This window comes from Streptomyces sp. NPDC002446, assembly GCF_053595675.1.
On record NZ_JBSFYC010000123.1, the window covers coordinates 1 to 15,117 of the forward strand.

Below are 15,117 nucleotides of genomic sequence, written 5' to 3' on the forward strand. Positions count from 1 at the left end.
AAAGCGAAGCAGTCCACACACCAGGCCCCGGAGGACCGTCACCGGCAGCCGAACAGCCCCGCGCAGCGGCAACGCCCGCCGCAGGCGCAACGGCGGGGAACCCGAAAACGTCGGCCAAAGCAAAGCGCAGCGGAAGGGCAGCGGAAGGGCAGCGGATTAACGTCGACGCCGCAAAACCCGCCCCACCACCACCGCCGAGGCCAGTACGACCGCCGCCGCGGGGGCCGCCCAGCGGAGGGTTGCCGACGTGGCGCTGGCCTCGGGGGCGGGTACCGGGGCGTAGCGGCCGCGGGGCGGGGCGTGGTCGACCTCCTCCGCGCTGCGCCCGATCATCGTGCGGCGGGCGTGTGCGGCCTCCGCGGGGGCGACGCCGTCCGTGTCCTCGTCGGGGAGCGGATCCAGGGAGGGCGGCGGCACCTCGGTGTCGAAGACGCTCTGCGCGGCGGGCTCCTCGGTGTCCGCCACCGGCCGCTGCCGCAGGTCCTCCGCCAGGTTCTCCGCGAAGCGGTCCAGCAGCCGGCGGCCCGCGGATTCGGCGGCCTGGTCGGTGGCCTCGGCGAGCCGGCCGTCGCTGTGGAGCGTGCCGGCGCAGGCCAGGGTCGTACCGGGGCCGGGCTCGGTGGCAGGGGTGAGCCGTACGGTCAGCGTCAGCGCGACCGACCCGTCGCCCCGCGACTCGGTGCCCTTCGCCTCGACGGTCACCGCGGCTTCCGCGCCGGGTCTGCCGTCCGCGGCGTCGCTGACCGTCAGCGTGCCGCGATAGGTGATGGTGGAGCTTCCGATACGCAGCCGCAGCCGGCCCTCGGGGGCGTGCGGGGCCGCGTCGGCATCGAGCTGGACTCCCGGGACACAGCGCGCCACCCGCTCCGGCTCGATGAGCGCCTGCCGCACGGTCCCGACGGGAAACGGAACGTACACCTCATGCTCCATGACATGGGAGCCTACCCAGCGCCCCCCGGAGCCGTGCCCGCGCACGCACAACTTTCTGCGCACCGGCGGCTTCCCGGCCGGTGCGCAGGCCCCGCCGCGTAGGCGCTCCGGCCGCTCAGTCCCGGTAGCGCGGGTGCATCAGCGTCGACGGAGGCAGCCCGGGAATCCGGGCCCGGTCCGCCCCGCGCCGGCCGGCGCGGAGTTCCTCGGCGGTGAGGCCCTCGGGCGGCGGCGCATCGGGGGCGAGAGCCAAGGGCGGCGGCTGCCGGGCGGCCAGTACGAAGCCCCAGTACCACCGCCGGCCGGCCGAGGGGGCGGCGGGCACGTCCTCGGTCGCCGGCGGGGCGGAGTCCGCCGAACGGTCCGGGCCGCCGGAGAAGTCCGGGGCCCGGCCCGACACGCGGTACGGAACGGTCGCCAGGCCCACCGACCGCACCGTCGCCTCCACCGTCCAGTACGACCGTGCCCGCGTGACCGGCGGCCCGGCATGCACCACCAGCCGCCCGCCGGGGGCCAGCATCCGCGCCGCCAGGCCGTAGAACTCCTGGGAGTAGAGCTTGGTGCTGGCGGTGATCCCGGGGTCGGGGAGATCGGAGACGATGACGTCGTACGGCGCCCGGCGCCGGCCGTGGCCGCCCTGCTGCCGCAGCCAGTCGAAGGCGTCGGCGGTGACCACCCGCACCCGCGGATCGCCCAGCGAGTGGTGGTTGAGGCGGGAGAGCCCGGGGTCCGTGCGCGCCAACCGCACGACGCCGGGGTCGAGTTCGACGACGGTCACCGAGTCGACCGAGCGATGGCGGAGGATCTCGCGCACCGCGAGGCCGTCGCCCCCGCCGAGGACCAGCACCCGGCGGTGCGGTCCGCCGGCCATCGCCGGATGCACCAGCGCCTCGTGGTAGCGGAACTCGGTGTCCGCGCTGACCCGCAGCCGCCCGTCCAGATACAGCGCCAGCGGCCGGCCGGAACCTTTCCTCCCGCGTCCCGAACCGAGTTCGGGCCCGGTGCCGCCGGTCATCACCACTTCCTGGACGCCGGTCTGCACCGCGACCCGCGCCGACGAGCCGTACACCGCGCGCCGGGCGGCCCGCTCGAACGGGGCGGCCAGCAGCATGCCCGCGGCCAGCAGCGCGAGCACCAGGACGTTGACGACGAGCAGCGTCCAGCGGGCTCGGGCGGTCAGATCACGGCGGAACAGCCACAGCACCAGCGCGCTGCCGGCCACCGCGTTGACCGCGCCGGTGACCAGTGCGCCGGTCAGCTGGCCGAGGGCGGGCAGGAGGAGGAAGGGGAAGGCCAGGCCGCCGACGAGCGCGCCTACGTAGTCGGCGGCGAAGAGGTCGGCGACCGCGCCGCCCGCGTCCTGCCTGCGGACCCGCTGGATCAGCGTCATCAGCAGCGGCACCTCGGCGCCGATCAGTACGCCGATGGCCAGGGAGAAGCCGACGAGCGCGGAGCGGGACTGGCCGAACCACGCGAAGAAGGCGTAGAGCGCCATGGCCGAGCAGCCGCCGACCAGCGCGAGGCCGGCCTCGACCGCGCCGAAGCCGACCGCCGCCCGGCAGCGCAGCCGCTTGGCGAGCAGCGCCCCGACGCCCATCGCGAAGACCATGACGGACAGCACGACCGACGCCTGGGTGACCGAGTCGCCCACCAAGTACGTTGCCAGGGCGACCAGTTCGAGCTCGTAGACCAGACCGCAGGCCGCGCAGACGAAGACCACGACGAGGACCAGCAGCCGGCCGAGCCCGGCCGGCACGGGGAGCCGCGCCGGTGTCATGGCCTCCGGCGGCCCGAGGGCGCCGGTGAAAGCGGACTCTGGCGGGTCGATCATGAAATGAACGTTACGTGACGATTCCGTACCCCTTCGTCACCCACACGAGTGCACTCTGCGGGCTACACGCGTCAGTTGGGGCGATATCGATGCGTGCGGCACAGCAAGGCGTTCGGGCCGCACACCCGGCGCACGCGCCGCCGCACATGCCCCCTCACGCCTCCACGCCCCGGGCGCACACCCCCAAGGCCCGCCACACCCCTCGCTCCCCAACTCCCCCCACGGCCCCGGCCATGACCCACCCGACCGGTCCTAGACCGCCGCGACCGCCGCGCGTACGCCCACGCGGGTACGGGTGGCCACCAAACGGCCTTCCTGCGGGTACGCATGCCAGGTCCGCCAGCGCACCTGCCCCTGCTGACACTGCGCCAGCATCGCGGTGAAGGCGTGCGGCGAGCCGGGGAACGTCCCGGCCAGGCCGTGCGGATGCTCGGCGACCAGGGCGAGCAACTCCTGGGCGCGGCCGGCGAACGAGCCGCGCGAGAGGGTCTCCACATGCGCGGCGAACTCGTACTCCCAGTTGCCCAGCCGCTTCGCCACACCGAGCGGCAGCGGGGTGCTGCTGCCGGGCATACAGGCGACCGTCTCGGAACAGGTGCCGCGCTCCTCTTCGAGGAGCACCTGATGAGAGGCGCCGAGCAGCCTCAACTGCACCTGGGCGCCATGGAGTTGGAGGTCGAGAACGGCGAGGGCCGGCAGGGGTTCCCTGCCCAGCGCCCAGGCCAGATCGGATGCACGGGTATCGGTGTACGCCGTTTTCAAAGTGGTGAGCATGGGTCGGCTCCGCAAGCACGCAGTGGAATGGTGGGCCGGCCCGCCCGAGAAGGATCAGGGATGTACGTCTGCCTGCCGGCTCGTGCCCACGTGGGATCGGAGAACGTGGGGGATTCTCTATGAAGAGGGAATCATGAAAGCCCGGTCGCCCACAGCATTTTTACCCATCTTCGCCGGGTTTCCATCCCCTAGAGGGCCATGCAGTTCAACTGTTCAACAGCCTTATGCCCAGCGGGTGTTGGCACATTCGCCGGGCCCGCGGGGCCGCATATGCGCAGGGGCAAGAGCCACCCGCATGTGTGCAGCTGAGGAGGCCCGTGGGCCGGTCCGGGAACCGCCGTACGGAGGTGCCGCACAGGGTCCCGGAACCCGGCGTACGGACGTGCCGCATCCGGTCCCGGAACCCTCCGTACGGAGGCGCCGCGTACGGCTCAGCAGCCCCCGCCGCCGCCACCCCCGCAGCCACCGCCGCCGCCCCCGCCACCGCAGGAGGAGGAGCCGCCGCCACAGGAGGAGCCTCCGCCGCACGAGTGACCACCGTGGTGGTGGCTGCCGCCGTCCGATGCCCCGCCGGCGGCCCACCAGCTGCCGCTACTGCTGCCCGAACCGCGGTGACCGCCCCCGCTCCGGCTCCGGCTCCGGCTCTGCCCGCCGGTGCCGCTCCGCGAGGCCAGGGCCACCAGACCGATCACCACCGCGCAGGCCACCAGGAAGACCAGGACTCCCATCTGCCTCACACTTCCTCTCATTCCCCCGAAGCGAGGCGTCGCTCCGTCGGGCGCCCCGTGCGCCCCTCGCGGCGCCGTCCCGCGCCGCTGGCCGTCCTCGTCGACGGCCGTCACTGTCCGTTGTGCGGTGCTGATGCCCGAGCTCCCGGCGTCTCAAAGCACAGTTGAGGAAGTCCAGAGGTTCGGCGGAGGATGGCGCCCATGGACCGACCGCTGCTCAATCGTCGCCTCGCCGAATTCGGCACCACGATCTTCGCCGAGATGTCAGCCCTCGCCGTACGGACCGGCTCGATCAACCTCGGTCAGGGCTTCCCCGACGCCGACGGCCCGGAGGAGATCAGAGAGGCGGCGGTCCGCGCCCTGCGCGACGGACGCGGCAACCAGTACCCGCCCGGTCCCGGCATCCCCGAACTGCGCACCGCCGTCGCCGCCCACCACGGGCGCTTCTACGGCCACCTCGGCCTCGCGTACGACCCCGACACCGAGGTCCTGGTCACCGCCGGCGCCACCGAAGCCATCGCGGCCTCGCTGCTCGCCCTCCTGGAGCCGGGCGACGAGGTCATCGCGCTGGAGCCGTACTACGACTCGTACGCCGCCTGCATCGCGATGGCCAGCGGGCGGCGCGTGCCGGTGACCCTGCGCGCCGAGCCGGAGGCCGGGACCTACCGCCTCGACCTCGACGAACTGCGCGACGCCGTCACCGACGACACCCGCCTGATCCTCCTCAACACGCCCCACAACCCCACCGGCACGGTCCTCACCCGCGCCGAGCTCGCGGCCATCGCCGAGCTGGCGGTGGAGCGCGACCTCCTCGTCGTCACCGACGAGGTCTACGAGCACCTCGTCTTCGAGGGCGAGCACCTCCCGCTCGCGTCCTTCCCCGGGATGCGCGAGCGCACCGTCACCATCGGCTCGGCCGGCAAGACCTTCTCCTTCACCGGCTGGAAGGTCGGCTGGGTCACTGCACCGGCGGACCTGGTCAGCGCGGTCCGTTCCGCCAAGCAGTTCCTCACCTATGTCTCCGCCGGCCCCTTCCAGTACGCCGTCGCCGAGGCGCTCGCCCTCCCCGACAGCTACTACACCGGCCTGCGCGAGGACCTGCGCGCCAAGCGCGACACCCTGGCCACCGGCCTCACCGCCGCGGGCTTCAGGGTCTTCCGCCCCTCCGGCACGTACTTCATCACCACCGACATCCGCCCCCTCGGCGAGACCGACGGCTTCGCCTTCTGCCGCGCCCTCCCCGAACGCGCCGGCGTCGTCGCCATCCCCAACGCCGTCTTCTACGACCACAAGGACCAGGGCGCCCCCTTCGTCCGCTTCGCCTTCTGCAAGAGCGTCGATCTGCTGGAGGAGGCGGCGGCCCGCCTGAAGCGACTCTGACAGCCGTCCCCCACGGTCCCGGCCGGCTCCACCGACCGGGACCGACTCCTCACCGCGCCGCGTGCCTCACTGAGGAGCCAGCGGCATGGCCTCGAAGCGACGGTCCACACCGGGCACGTCCAGCCAGAGATCCGCCAGCGGGACGGTAACCGCATCGAATTCCTCATAGCCGCCCGAGTACGGGTACAGCGTGCTGTTCCGCAGGTCGGCGAAGTTCTCCGGCCCGTCCTCGCTCTCCATCTCCGCGGCCGGGCGGTAAACGCCATAGAGCAGTCCGCGCGTGGAGAAGTCCGCGTAGACGTAGTTCACATCGCCGGTGGGGGTGTACGGCTGCCGCGGATCGATGGTGATCGCGGTGGCCTTTCCCAGACAGTTCTCCCCCTCTCCGTAAACGGCCTCGAACGGCAGAATCGGCGAGAGATCATGATTCTTCAGCGCCGCCTCGCGGAGAGCCGGTGCGGCAGCTCGTCGCGGATCGACATGGGCTGGGAACGCCATTCGTGAGGTTCGGGGTGCAGTTGGTCGTCATCTGACGGGACAGGCGGCGCGCCGGACCGTCATCAGCCTTCCTTGTCCGGGTGCGCCTCCGGGTCCGGAGCCTGTGGCGGCTCCTCGCGGTCGCCGAAGAAGTAGTCGTACAGATCTTGCAGGTAGGCGTACAAGCGCTCATCTTCCCAGAAACCTACGCTCGTCATTTCGCCAAACTCCTGTGCAGTGAGCGGCCGCTCACGCAGCAGATGCTCCAGCGCCTCGCGCAGATGACGGCCGTACTCGGTATCGCGCTTCGGTTTCGACTTGTGGATGTCATCAATCCACTCGACATTGAGCGAGATTTCAAAGAAATTGGCCACCCGCTCATCCGCTTCGAAATGCGGTATGCCGGAACCACGGTATCTCATGTATTCACATTCCTACCCGGATCTGGATACATCGTCACCAGCCGTATGCCGCCCTTGCCGTCCCGTTCATAGAGAGCGAATATATCCGCACCCCGAAAGTCCACCGGCTTATACTGAACGGAATTACCGTCAGCACCCATCGGGTCAGCCGCCCGCCCCGGCTCCTCACCGTCCGACCTCGCTTCGGCGCCCTTCTGCAGGCCCCCGGACAGACGAAAACCCCGGAGCCAACAGCTCCGGGGCCTTCGCAGCCGGGGGGTGTGGAAACGGACGGGGCTCAGGCCTCGTCGTCGCCCGGCTTCTGGTCGGAGTCGCCTTCGATCTCGGCTTCCAGGCCGAGCTGCTCGACGATCCACTTGTCGAATTCGATCGAGGCGCGGACCCAGCTGACCGTGCTCGACACGAAGTGTTCGAGCGAGACACCGGTGCCGATCAGCATCGATGCCTCACCGATCAGACGGACCGTGCCGTCGTCATGGGTGTGGGTGTAGGCCTTGGGCCACAGCGTCCGGCGGTTCCAGTCGTCGATCGCCTCCAGCAGCTTCGACTTCTCGTCGATGCCGTGGGCACGGTCGTAGAACGTACGGACGGAGAAGATCTGCTGCTCCTCCTCGCCCCGGAACATGAAGTACGTGCGGAACTGCTCCCACGGGGCGGCGAGGTCACCCTCCTCGTCGACTACGTACTTCAGCTCCATCTGGTCGAGGAGCTGCTTGACCAGGTCCTGGTCTGGCACGACGGGACCCTCAGGCCCCGACGGCTCGGGTTCGGGCTGGCCCCCGAAATTCGGAATCGAGGACGGGTCGATGCTCACCGTGGAATTCCCTTCGTATGGTCCTTGCCATCCTCCCCCACATCCGCCCCGTCCTGGCAAGCCCGGACGGGGCGAGTGCGGGGCCGGCGGCTCCGGCACGGGCCGGGCGGACGGCTCCGGCGCAGCTCAGGCCGCTGCCGGGCGCACCGGCCGCACCGACAGCCGATCGCCGTCGACATCCACCCGCACGGTGTCCCCGTCCAGTACGTCACCCGCCAGGATGGCGCGGGCGAGCTGGTCGCCGATGGCCGTCTGGACCAGGCGGCGCAGGGGGCGGGCCCCGTAGGACAGGTCGGGGACGGCGGCGTCCGCGGCCGGCTCCTGGCCGAGCCAGGCGAGCCAGGTCAGGGCGTGGTCGGTGACGTCCAGCGTCAGACGGCGGTCGCCGAGGCGGCGCTGGAGGTGATCGAGCTGGATCCGGGCGATCCGCTGCAGCTGGTCCGTGCCGAGGGGGTGGAAGACCACCACGTCGTCGAGCCGGTTGAGGAACTCGGGCCGGAAGGACGCGCGGACCGTCTCCAGCACCTTCTCCCTCTTCTGGTCCTCCTTGAGGAGCGGGTCCATGAGGAAGGCGGAGCCGAGGTTGGAGGTCAGGATCAGGATGGTGTTGCGGAAGTCGACCGTGCGGCCCTGGCCGTCCGTGAGCCGTCCGTCGTCGAGCACCTGGAGGAGGACGTCGAAGACCTCGTGGTGGGCCTTCTCGACCTCGTCCAGGAGGACGACGGAGTACGGGCGGCGGCGGACGGCCTCGGTGAGCTGGCCGCCCTCCTCGTAGCCGACGTAGCCGGGCGGCGCGCCCACCAGGCGCGCGACGGAGTGCTTCTCGCCGTACTCCGACATGTCGATCCGGACCATCGCCCGCTCGTCGTCGAAGAGGAAGTCCGCGAGCGCCTTGGCCAGCTCGGTCTTGCCGACGCCGGTGGGGCCGAGGAAGAGGAAGGAGCCGGTGGGGCGGTCGGGGTCGGCGATCCCGGCGCGGGTGCGGCGCACGGCGTCGGAGACCGCGCGTACGGCCTCGGTCTGGCCGATCAGCCGCTTGCCGAGCTCGTCCTCCATGCGCAGCAGCTTCTGGGTCTCGCCCTCCAGGAGGCGGCCCGCCGGGATGCCGGTCCAGGACGCGACCACATCCGCGATGTCGTCCGGACCGACCTCCTCCTTGACCATGGACGCCTTGGACGCCTCCTGCTCGGCCTCGGCGGCGGCCGCCGCCTCCAGCTCCTGCTCGACGGCCGGGATCTCGCCGTAGAGCAGCTTGGAGGCGGTGTCGAAGTCGCCGTCGCGCTGGGCGCGCTCGGCCTGGCCGCGCAGGTCGTCGAGCTTCTCCTTGAGCTCACCGACCCGGTTGAGGCTCTGCTTCTCCTTCTCCCACCGGGCGGTCAGGCCGCGCAGCTCCTCCTCCTTGTCGGCGAGGTCCTTGCGCAGCTTCTCCAGCCGCTGGACGGAGCCGGCGTCGGTCTCGTTCTTGAGCGCCAGCTCCTCCATCTTGAGGCGGTCCACGGCGCGCTGGAGCTCGTCGATCTCGACGGGCGAGGAGTCGATCTCCATACGGAGGCGGGAGGCCGCCTCGTCGACGAGGTCGATGGCCTTGTCGGGCAGGAACCGGGAGGTGATGTAGCGGTCGGAGAGGGTGGCGGCGGCGACCAGCGAGGAGTCGGCGATCTGCACCTTGTGGTGCGCCTCGTAGCGCCCCTTGAGGCCGCGCAGGATCGCGACGGTGTCCTCGACGGTCGGCTCGGCGACCAGCACCTGCTGGAAGCGCCGCTCCAGCGCCGGGTCCTTCTCGATCCGCTCGCGGTACTCGTCGAGGGTGGTCGCACCGACCATCCGCAGCTCGCCGCGGGCCAGCATGGGCTTGAGCATGTTGCCGGCGTCCATGGACGAGTCGCCGCCGGCGCCCGCGCCGACGACCGTGTGCAGCTCGTCGATGAAGGTGATGATCTGGCCCTCGCTGGACTTGATCTCCGCCAGGACGGTCTTCAGCCGCTCCTCGAACTCACCGCGGTACTTCGCGCCCGCGACCATTGCCCCGAGGTCGAGCGCGACCAGCCGCTTGTTGCGCAGCGACTCGGGCACATCGCCCTTGACGATCCGCTGGGCCAGCCCCTCGACGACGGCGGTCTTGCCGACGCCCGGCTCACCGATCAGCACCGGGTTGTTCTTCGTACGGCGCGAGAGCACCTGCACCACCCGCCGGATCTCGTGGTCCCGGCCGATGACCGGGTCGAGCTTGCCCTCGCGGGCGGCGGCCGTGAAGTCGGTACCGAACTTCTCCAGCGCCTTGTACGTGCCCTCCGGGTCGGGGGTGGTCACCCGCTGCCCGCCGCGGGTCGCCTCGAAGGCAGCCAACAGCTTCTTGGCGGAGGCGCCCTGCTGCTCCAGCAGGGCGCCGGTGCGGCCGCCCTTGGCGGCGATGCCGATCAGCAGGTGCTCGGTGGAGACATAGGCGTCGCCGAGGTCCTTGGCGCGCTGGGTGGCGTCCGCGATGGCGGAGAGCAGGTCGCGGTCCGGCTGCGGCGGGGCGACCGTCGAGCCCTGCACGCTGGGCAGCGCGGCGAGCTGGCGCTCGGCGCCGTTGCGCAGCACGGCGGCGTCGGCCTCCACTGCGGCCAGCAGGTCCATGATGTTCTCGTTGTCCTGCCCGGCCAGCAGCGCGAGCAGGAGATGCGCGGACGTCATGTCCGCATGCCCGGCGGTGACCGCCCGCTCATTGGCGGCGGCCAGCGCCTCCCGGCTCTTGTTGGTCAGCTCGGCGTCCACGGCCCGGTGTCCTCCCTGTGTGTGCTGTTCCGATGCGTCGTCTTGGCGTCTTGCAGGTACCAACGTGCGATAAGTTGAGTCTATTCCACTCAAGGCTCAGTTGACCGGGTTCTCCTGAGGGTGAACCCGGCCGTTCGCACCCGCCCGGCCGGCGGCGGAGCGTCACGCTGAGCACCATGCCCACCGAGCACGGGACCTGCGAGTCCGACGGCCAGTCCGCCATCCTGCTGCAGATCTTCCACGAGCTGGACGCGGTGGTGCCCGACGTCATCCGAGCCCAGCTCATCGAGGGCGAGATGGTGGTGACCACGGCCCAGGCCGGCAGGCATGAGCACTGCTGGAGCCGGCTCACCCGGCAGCTCGTACGGCGTCACCCTTGGATCGACATCTCCGCCCGCAAGGGCCTGATCCTGCCGTCGTACGGCCCGCATCCCGACAATCACGTGATCCCCGACCTGGCGGTCGTGGGCCGCCGGGAATTCCGGGGCGCCCCGCCATGGTGGCGGCCCGACGGGGAGCTCAAGCTGGTCGCCGAGATCACCGGCGACCGGCCCGACCTGGACCGGGTCGCCAAGCGCCGCACCTACGCCCTCGGCGAGATCCCCCTGTACCTGCTGATCGACCGCGACAGGGCCACCACCACGCTCTTCCGTGAGCCGTCCGACGGCGACTACCAGGTGCACCACGCCTCCGCCTTCGGCAAACCCCTCCCCCTCCCCGCCCCCTTCTCTTTCGACCTGGAGACAACCGACTTCGCGTGACCAGCCGGGGGCCGGAGCCCGGGCACTGCCCTCTACCCTTGCCCCCATGGCCCACGACCTCAGTGCCCTCACCCCCGAATACCTCGCCTTCTGGCGCGAGTATCTGATGCCGACGCTCACCACGCTGCGTCCGGACGGGACGCCGCACGTCGTCCCCGTGGGCGTCACCTACGACGCCGAGCAGCGGATCGCGCGGATCATCACCCGCAAGGACAGCACCAAGGTCAAGAACATCCTCGCCGCCGGCGCGGACGGCGCCACCGTCGCCGTGTGCCAGGTCGACAAGGGGCGCTGGGCGACCCTGGAGGGCATCGCCCGGGTGCGTACGGAGGCGGAGACGGTGGCCGACGCGGTGCGCCGGTACGCCGATCGGTACGGGCGGACGCCGTCGCCGAACCCCGATCGGGTCATGATCGAGATCGCCGTGACGAGGGCGATGGGGCGGGCCTGAGAGCCCGCGTCCTCTCACCCGCGGTGCCTCAGGTCCAGACCTGACCGAAAGCGGACCCTTCACATCCGGCAGGCACCGTCCAACTGGTACTTAGGTACGACAGGAACCGAACAGCTCCGCACATTGACGAGCGACAGATGGCGGCAGATGAGCGGCATCGGACCTGTCCCGTGCAGAAGACGGCAGGCTGGAGGCCGCATGGCGTCGGCATTACGTATCGTGACGACCGTTCCGCGCCGTCCGCACCCCGCCAGACCGCGCCCACACGCCGAGCTCTGCCCGCGCTGCGGTGGCCAACTCGCCGTCAACCAGGACGGCTGGAAGATCTGCCACGCCTGCGGATACGCCTCGCCACCCGGTACAGCCCCTCCACCACGGGCCGCCCTCGGGGGTATCGTCGCCCCCACAGTCGCCACGCCCCGGAGGGCACGATGAACTCGGTCCGAGTCACGGCGATCGCCTGCCTGATGCCGCTGTCCGAGCTGGACGAGGATCCGTTCCTGGTCGACGACCGCAGCCAGCACGACATGTGCAAACAGTGGGCGGCGGCCCGTGACTACCACCTGACCTGCCAGCTCAGCCTGCATCAGCTGCGCGCCGACCACGGCGCGCTGTGGCGGGACGTCGAAGAGGGCCTGGTCGATGTGTTCGTGACGCCCAACCGCCGGGCACTGGAGAACGCCATCAACGGCGCCGACGAGTTCACCGCGCGGTGCGCGGCGGCCGGTGTACGGCTGGAGACCGCCGACCTCGACGAGCCGGTCTACACACTGGCGATGAAGTCGCAGGTCCACCGGCGGCTGTCGATGCCGACGGCCGGCTACAACGGCTGCTGACCGGACGGCACACAGGCCTGGAAGAACACTCACCGAGATGACAAGAAGGGCCGGGATCACCCGGCCCTTTTCGCCATGTGGATGCGGGGCACGCCCCGGCCGCCCGCTACTCGGACCGCTTGGGCCGCCACACCACCAGCGCGCTGGTCTGCTGGACGTCCTGATACGGCACCAGATCACGCCGATAGGAAGCGTGCACCGCCGCCTCGCGCTGGCGCATCGCGCTGGCCGCGCCCTCCAGGGCGCCCTGCAGCTCGGCGACCCGCTGCTGCAGGGCCGCGACCTGGTTCTCCAGCTCGATGATGCGCTTGATGCCGGCGAGGTTGATGCCCTCGTCCTGGGACAACTGCTGCACCGTACGGAGCAGTTCGATGTCCCGGGCCGAGTAGCGCCGGCCCCGCCCGGCCGTACGGTCGGGCGAGACCAGCCCCAGCCGGTCGTACTGCCGAAGGGTCTGCGGATGCAGGCCGGAGAGCTGAGCCGCGACGGAGATGACGTACACCGGCGACTCATCGGTCAGTTCATACGGGTTACGACGCTGCCCGCCCCGGCTGTCCATCTCAAGCTCCCTTCGCGGCCTGGAACAGCTCCGCCCGCGGGTCCTGCCCCGCGGTGGCCTCGCGATAGGACTCCAGCGCTTCCCTCGCCTCGTCGCTGAGGTCCTTGGGGACGACCACCTCTATGGTGACCAGCAGATCACCCCGGGTGCCGTCCTTGCGGGCCGCGCCCTTGCCACGGGCCCGCATCGTGCGTCCGTTGGGGGTACCGGCCGGCAGCTTCAGCGTCACCGGCGGGCCGCCCAGCGTCGGCACCTTCACCTCGCCGCCCAGCGCGGCCTCCGGGAAGGCGACCGGCACCGTGACGGTGAGGTTGTCGCCCTTGCGGCCGAAGACCGGGTGGGCGTCGACATGCACGACGACATACAGATCGCCGGCCGGGCCGCCCTGCTCGCCCGGGGCGCCCTTGCCGCGCAGCCGGATGCGCTGCCCGTCGGAGACGCCCGCCGGGATACGGACCTGCATCGTGCGGGCGCTCGTCGCGCGTCCGCTGCCCTTGCAGACCTCACAGGGATCCTGGGCGATCAGGCCGCGGCCCTTGCAGTCGGCGCACGGGTCGGTCAGCGAGAAGCCGCCGCCCGCGCCCCGGCTGACCTGGCCGGTGCCGACACAGGTCGGGCAGACCCGAGGCGTACCGTTTTTGTCGCCGGTGCCCGAACAGGCCTTGCAGGGCGCCTGGCTGGACATCCGCAGCGGGACCGTGGCCCCGTCGACCGCTTCGGTGAAGCTGAGCGTCACCTCGGACTCGATGTCCTGGCCGCGCCGCGGCTGGGTACGCGTACCCGCGCCGCCGCGGTTGAACAGTCCGCCGAAGACGTCCCCGAGCCCGCCGCCGAAGCCTCCGGCACCGCCGGCTCCGCCGGAGCCACCGAAGAGGTCGCCCAGGTCGAAGTTGAAGCTGCCGCCGGCCCCGCCGGGACCGGGCCGGAAGCCGCCGTTGCCGAACAGCGCCCGTGCCTCGTCGTACTCCTTGCGGCGCTTGGGGTCTCCCAGGACGTCGTTCGCCTCGGAGATCTCCTTGAAGCGCTCCTCGGCCTTGGCGTCGCCCTTGTTGGCGTCCGGGTGGTTCTCGCGCGCGAGCTTGCGGTACGCCTTCTTGATTTCCGCTTCGGTGGCGTCCTTGGGGACGCCGAGGACCTTGTAGTAGTCCTTCTCGACGAAGTCCTTGGTGCTCATCCCCGACGTCCCTCCTTTCCTGCGGTTTTCTCGTCGGTCCTCACGTCAGCCCTCGTCCGGGCCACCGCTCTCCTCGTCCGAGGCCTTGGCACCCTTGGCCTCGTCCTCGGATCCGGACTTGGCGCCCTGCGCGCCCGGCTGCGGCTCGGCGACGGCGACCCGCGCGGGGCGGATCGTTCGCTCACCGATGCGATACCCGGGCTGCAGGATCGCAACGCACGTCGTCTCGGTGACATCCGGTGCGTACGAGTGCATCAGCGCCTCGTGGATCGTCGGGTCGAAGGGCTCGCCCTCCTTGCCGAACTGCTGCAGACCCAGCTTGGCGACCACGGTCTCCAGCGACTCGGCCACCGACTTGAAGCCGCCGACCAGCTCGCCGTGCTCGCGGGCGCGGCCGACGTCGTCGAGCACGGGCAGGAGCTCGGACAGGAGGTTCGCCGCGGCGATCTCCTTGACCGTGACCCGGTCCCGCTCCACCCGCCGGCGGTAGTTCTGGTACTCCGCCTGGAGCCGCTGGAGGTCCGCCGTGCGCTCGCCGAGCGCCGAACGCACCTGGTCCAGCTGCGCCTGGAGCGCTACGTCCTGTACATCCCCGGCCGGGGCCGAGCCCGCCTTGTCGGCGGACTCGGCCTCCTGCGCCGCGTCTTCGGAAGCGGCGTCAGAGGGGACGTCAGGCTTCTCTTCGAAACCCGGGGTCTCCTCCGTCACGCGGCACCACCCTTGGCGTCCTTGGGCTTCTCGTCGTCGACGATCTCGGCGTCCACGACGTCGTCCTCGGCCTTGGGCTGCTCGCCGGCGGCACCGGCGGCACCCTCGGCACCGGCAGCGCCCTGCGCGGCCTGGGCGTCGGCGTACATGGCCTGGCCGAGCTTCTGGGAGACGGCCGCGACCTTCTCGGTGGCGGTGCGGATCTCCGCGGTGTCCTCGCCCTTGAGCTTCTCCTTCAGCTCGGCGACGGCGGTCTCGACCTCGGTCTTGACCTCAGCGGGGACCTTGTCCTCGTTGTCCTTGAGGAACTTCTCGGTCTGGTAGACCAGCTGCTCGCCCTGGTTGCGGGTCTCGGCGGCCTCGCGGCGGCGGTGGTCCTCGTCCGCGTACTGCTCGGCCTCCTGGCGCATCCGGTCGACCTCGTCCTTCGGCAGCGAGGAGCCGCCGGTGACGGTCATCTTCTGCTCCTTGCCCGTGCCCAGGTCCTTCGCGGTCACGTGCATGATGCCGTTGGC

At 70.9% G+C, this 15,117-nt stretch carries 15 protein-coding genes; 4 read left to right on the top strand and 11 right to left on the bottom strand.

The features are described from left to right. Positions 1-156: 156 nt before the first annotated feature. The 3 genes from ACWD6P_RS35740 to ACWD6P_RS35750 form a co-directional block, all read right to left on the bottom strand. On the bottom strand, positions 157-930 hold the full coding sequence (locus ACWD6P_RS35740) for an SRPBCC domain-containing protein (RefSeq protein ID WP_451448387.1): 774 nt from the start codon (positions 928-930) through the stop codon (positions 157-159). Positions 931-1,045: 115 nt separating this feature from the next. Further along, the gene (locus ACWD6P_RS35745) at positions 1,046-2,761 is read right to left on the bottom strand and encodes a polyamine aminopropyltransferase (protein ID WP_451448388.1); all 1,716 of its coding nucleotides are present in this window, start codon (positions 2,759-2,761) and stop codon (positions 1,046-1,048) included. Positions 2,762-3,013: 252 nt separating this feature from the next. Further along, on the bottom strand, positions 3,014-3,535 hold the full coding sequence (locus tag ACWD6P_RS35750; protein WP_451448389.1) for a DUF2617 family protein: 522 nt from the start codon (positions 3,533-3,535) through the stop codon (positions 3,014-3,016). A gap of 929 nt (positions 3,536-4,464) precedes the next feature. On the opposite strand from ACWD6P_RS35750, the gene ACWD6P_RS35755 reads away from it, so the two are divergent. Beyond that, the gene (locus ACWD6P_RS35755) at positions 4,465-5,643 is read left to right on the top strand and encodes a pyridoxal phosphate-dependent aminotransferase (protein WP_451448390.1); all 1,179 of its coding nucleotides are present in this window, start codon (positions 4,465-4,467) and stop codon (positions 5,641-5,643) included. A 66-nt stretch (positions 5,644-5,709) separates the two neighbouring features. On the opposite strand, the gene ACWD6P_RS35760 is transcribed toward ACWD6P_RS35755, so the two are convergent. The 4 genes from ACWD6P_RS35760 to clpB all read right to left on the bottom strand — a co-directional run bounded on the left by ACWD6P_RS35760 (position 5,710) and on the right by clpB (position 10,113). Beyond that, entirely contained in the window at positions 5,710-6,141 is a 432-nt protein-coding gene (locus ACWD6P_RS35760; RefSeq protein WP_451448391.1) for a hypothetical protein, read from the bottom strand. 62 nt (positions 6,142-6,203) lie between these two features. Continuing rightward, positions 6,204-6,542 carry a hypothetical protein gene (locus ACWD6P_RS35765; protein ID WP_451448392.1) on the bottom strand — a complete coding sequence of 113 codons (339 nt, stop codon included), beginning with the start codon at positions 6,540-6,542 and terminating at the stop codon, positions 6,204-6,206. A gap of 277 nt (positions 6,543-6,819) precedes the next feature. Further along, the gene (locus ACWD6P_RS35770) at positions 6,820-7,356 is read right to left on the bottom strand and encodes a YbjN domain-containing protein (RefSeq protein WP_451448393.1); all 537 of its coding nucleotides are present in this window, start codon (positions 7,354-7,356) and stop codon (positions 6,820-6,822) included. A gap of 126 nt (positions 7,357-7,482) precedes the next feature. Further along, positions 7,483-10,113: an ATP-dependent chaperone ClpB gene (gene clpB / locus ACWD6P_RS35775; RefSeq protein WP_451448394.1), complete on the bottom strand. Its 2,631-nt coding sequence runs from the start codon at positions 10,111-10,113 to the stop codon at positions 7,483-7,485. Positions 10,114-10,289: 176 nt separating this feature from the next. Between clpB and ACWD6P_RS35780 the strand changes: the two genes are divergently transcribed. The 3 genes from ACWD6P_RS35780 to ACWD6P_RS35790 all read left to right on the top strand — a co-directional run bounded on the left by ACWD6P_RS35780 (position 10,290) and on the right by ACWD6P_RS35790 (position 12,161). Continuing rightward, on the top strand, positions 10,290-10,874 hold the full coding sequence (locus tag ACWD6P_RS35780; protein ID WP_451448395.1) for a Uma2 family endonuclease: 585 nt from the start codon (positions 10,290-10,292) through the stop codon (positions 10,872-10,874). A gap of 46 nt (positions 10,875-10,920) precedes the next feature. Then, complete coding sequence (locus ACWD6P_RS35785; protein ID WP_451448396.1) at positions 10,921-11,325, top strand: pyridoxamine 5'-phosphate oxidase family protein; 405 nt, start codon at positions 10,921-10,923, stop codon at positions 11,323-11,325. Between the two features lie 431 nt (positions 11,326-11,756). Beyond that, a complete protein-coding gene (locus ACWD6P_RS35790; RefSeq protein WP_451448397.1) occupies positions 11,757-12,161 on the top strand; it encodes a hypothetical protein in 405 nt (134 codons plus the stop codon). A gap of 106 nt (positions 12,162-12,267) precedes the next feature. Here ACWD6P_RS35790 and ACWD6P_RS35795 read toward each other — a convergent pair whose 3' ends face one another. The 4 genes from ACWD6P_RS35795 to ACWD6P_RS35810 form a co-directional block, all read right to left on the bottom strand. Further along, the gene (locus tag ACWD6P_RS35795; RefSeq protein ID WP_384424016.1) at positions 12,268-12,720 is read right to left on the bottom strand and encodes a heat shock protein transcriptional repressor HspR; all 453 of its coding nucleotides are present in this window, start codon (positions 12,718-12,720) and stop codon (positions 12,268-12,270) included. A gap of 1 nt (position 12,721) precedes the next feature. Next, positions 12,722-13,894: a molecular chaperone DnaJ gene (gene dnaJ / locus ACWD6P_RS35800; protein WP_451448398.1), complete on the bottom strand. Its 1,173-nt coding sequence runs from the start codon at positions 13,892-13,894 to the stop codon at positions 12,722-12,724. 45 nt (positions 13,895-13,939) lie between these two features. Next, positions 13,940-14,602 (bottom strand): nucleotide exchange factor GrpE, encoded by a 663-nt coding sequence (grpE, locus tag ACWD6P_RS35805; protein ID WP_451448399.1) that lies wholly within the window; start codon positions 14,600-14,602, stop codon positions 13,940-13,942. Then, positions 14,599-15,117, bottom strand: a 519-nt coding sequence (locus ACWD6P_RS35810; RefSeq protein ID WP_451448400.1) for an Hsp70 family protein, incomplete at its 5' end; no start/stop codon positions are given. The genes grpE and ACWD6P_RS35810, both read right to left, overlap by 4 nt.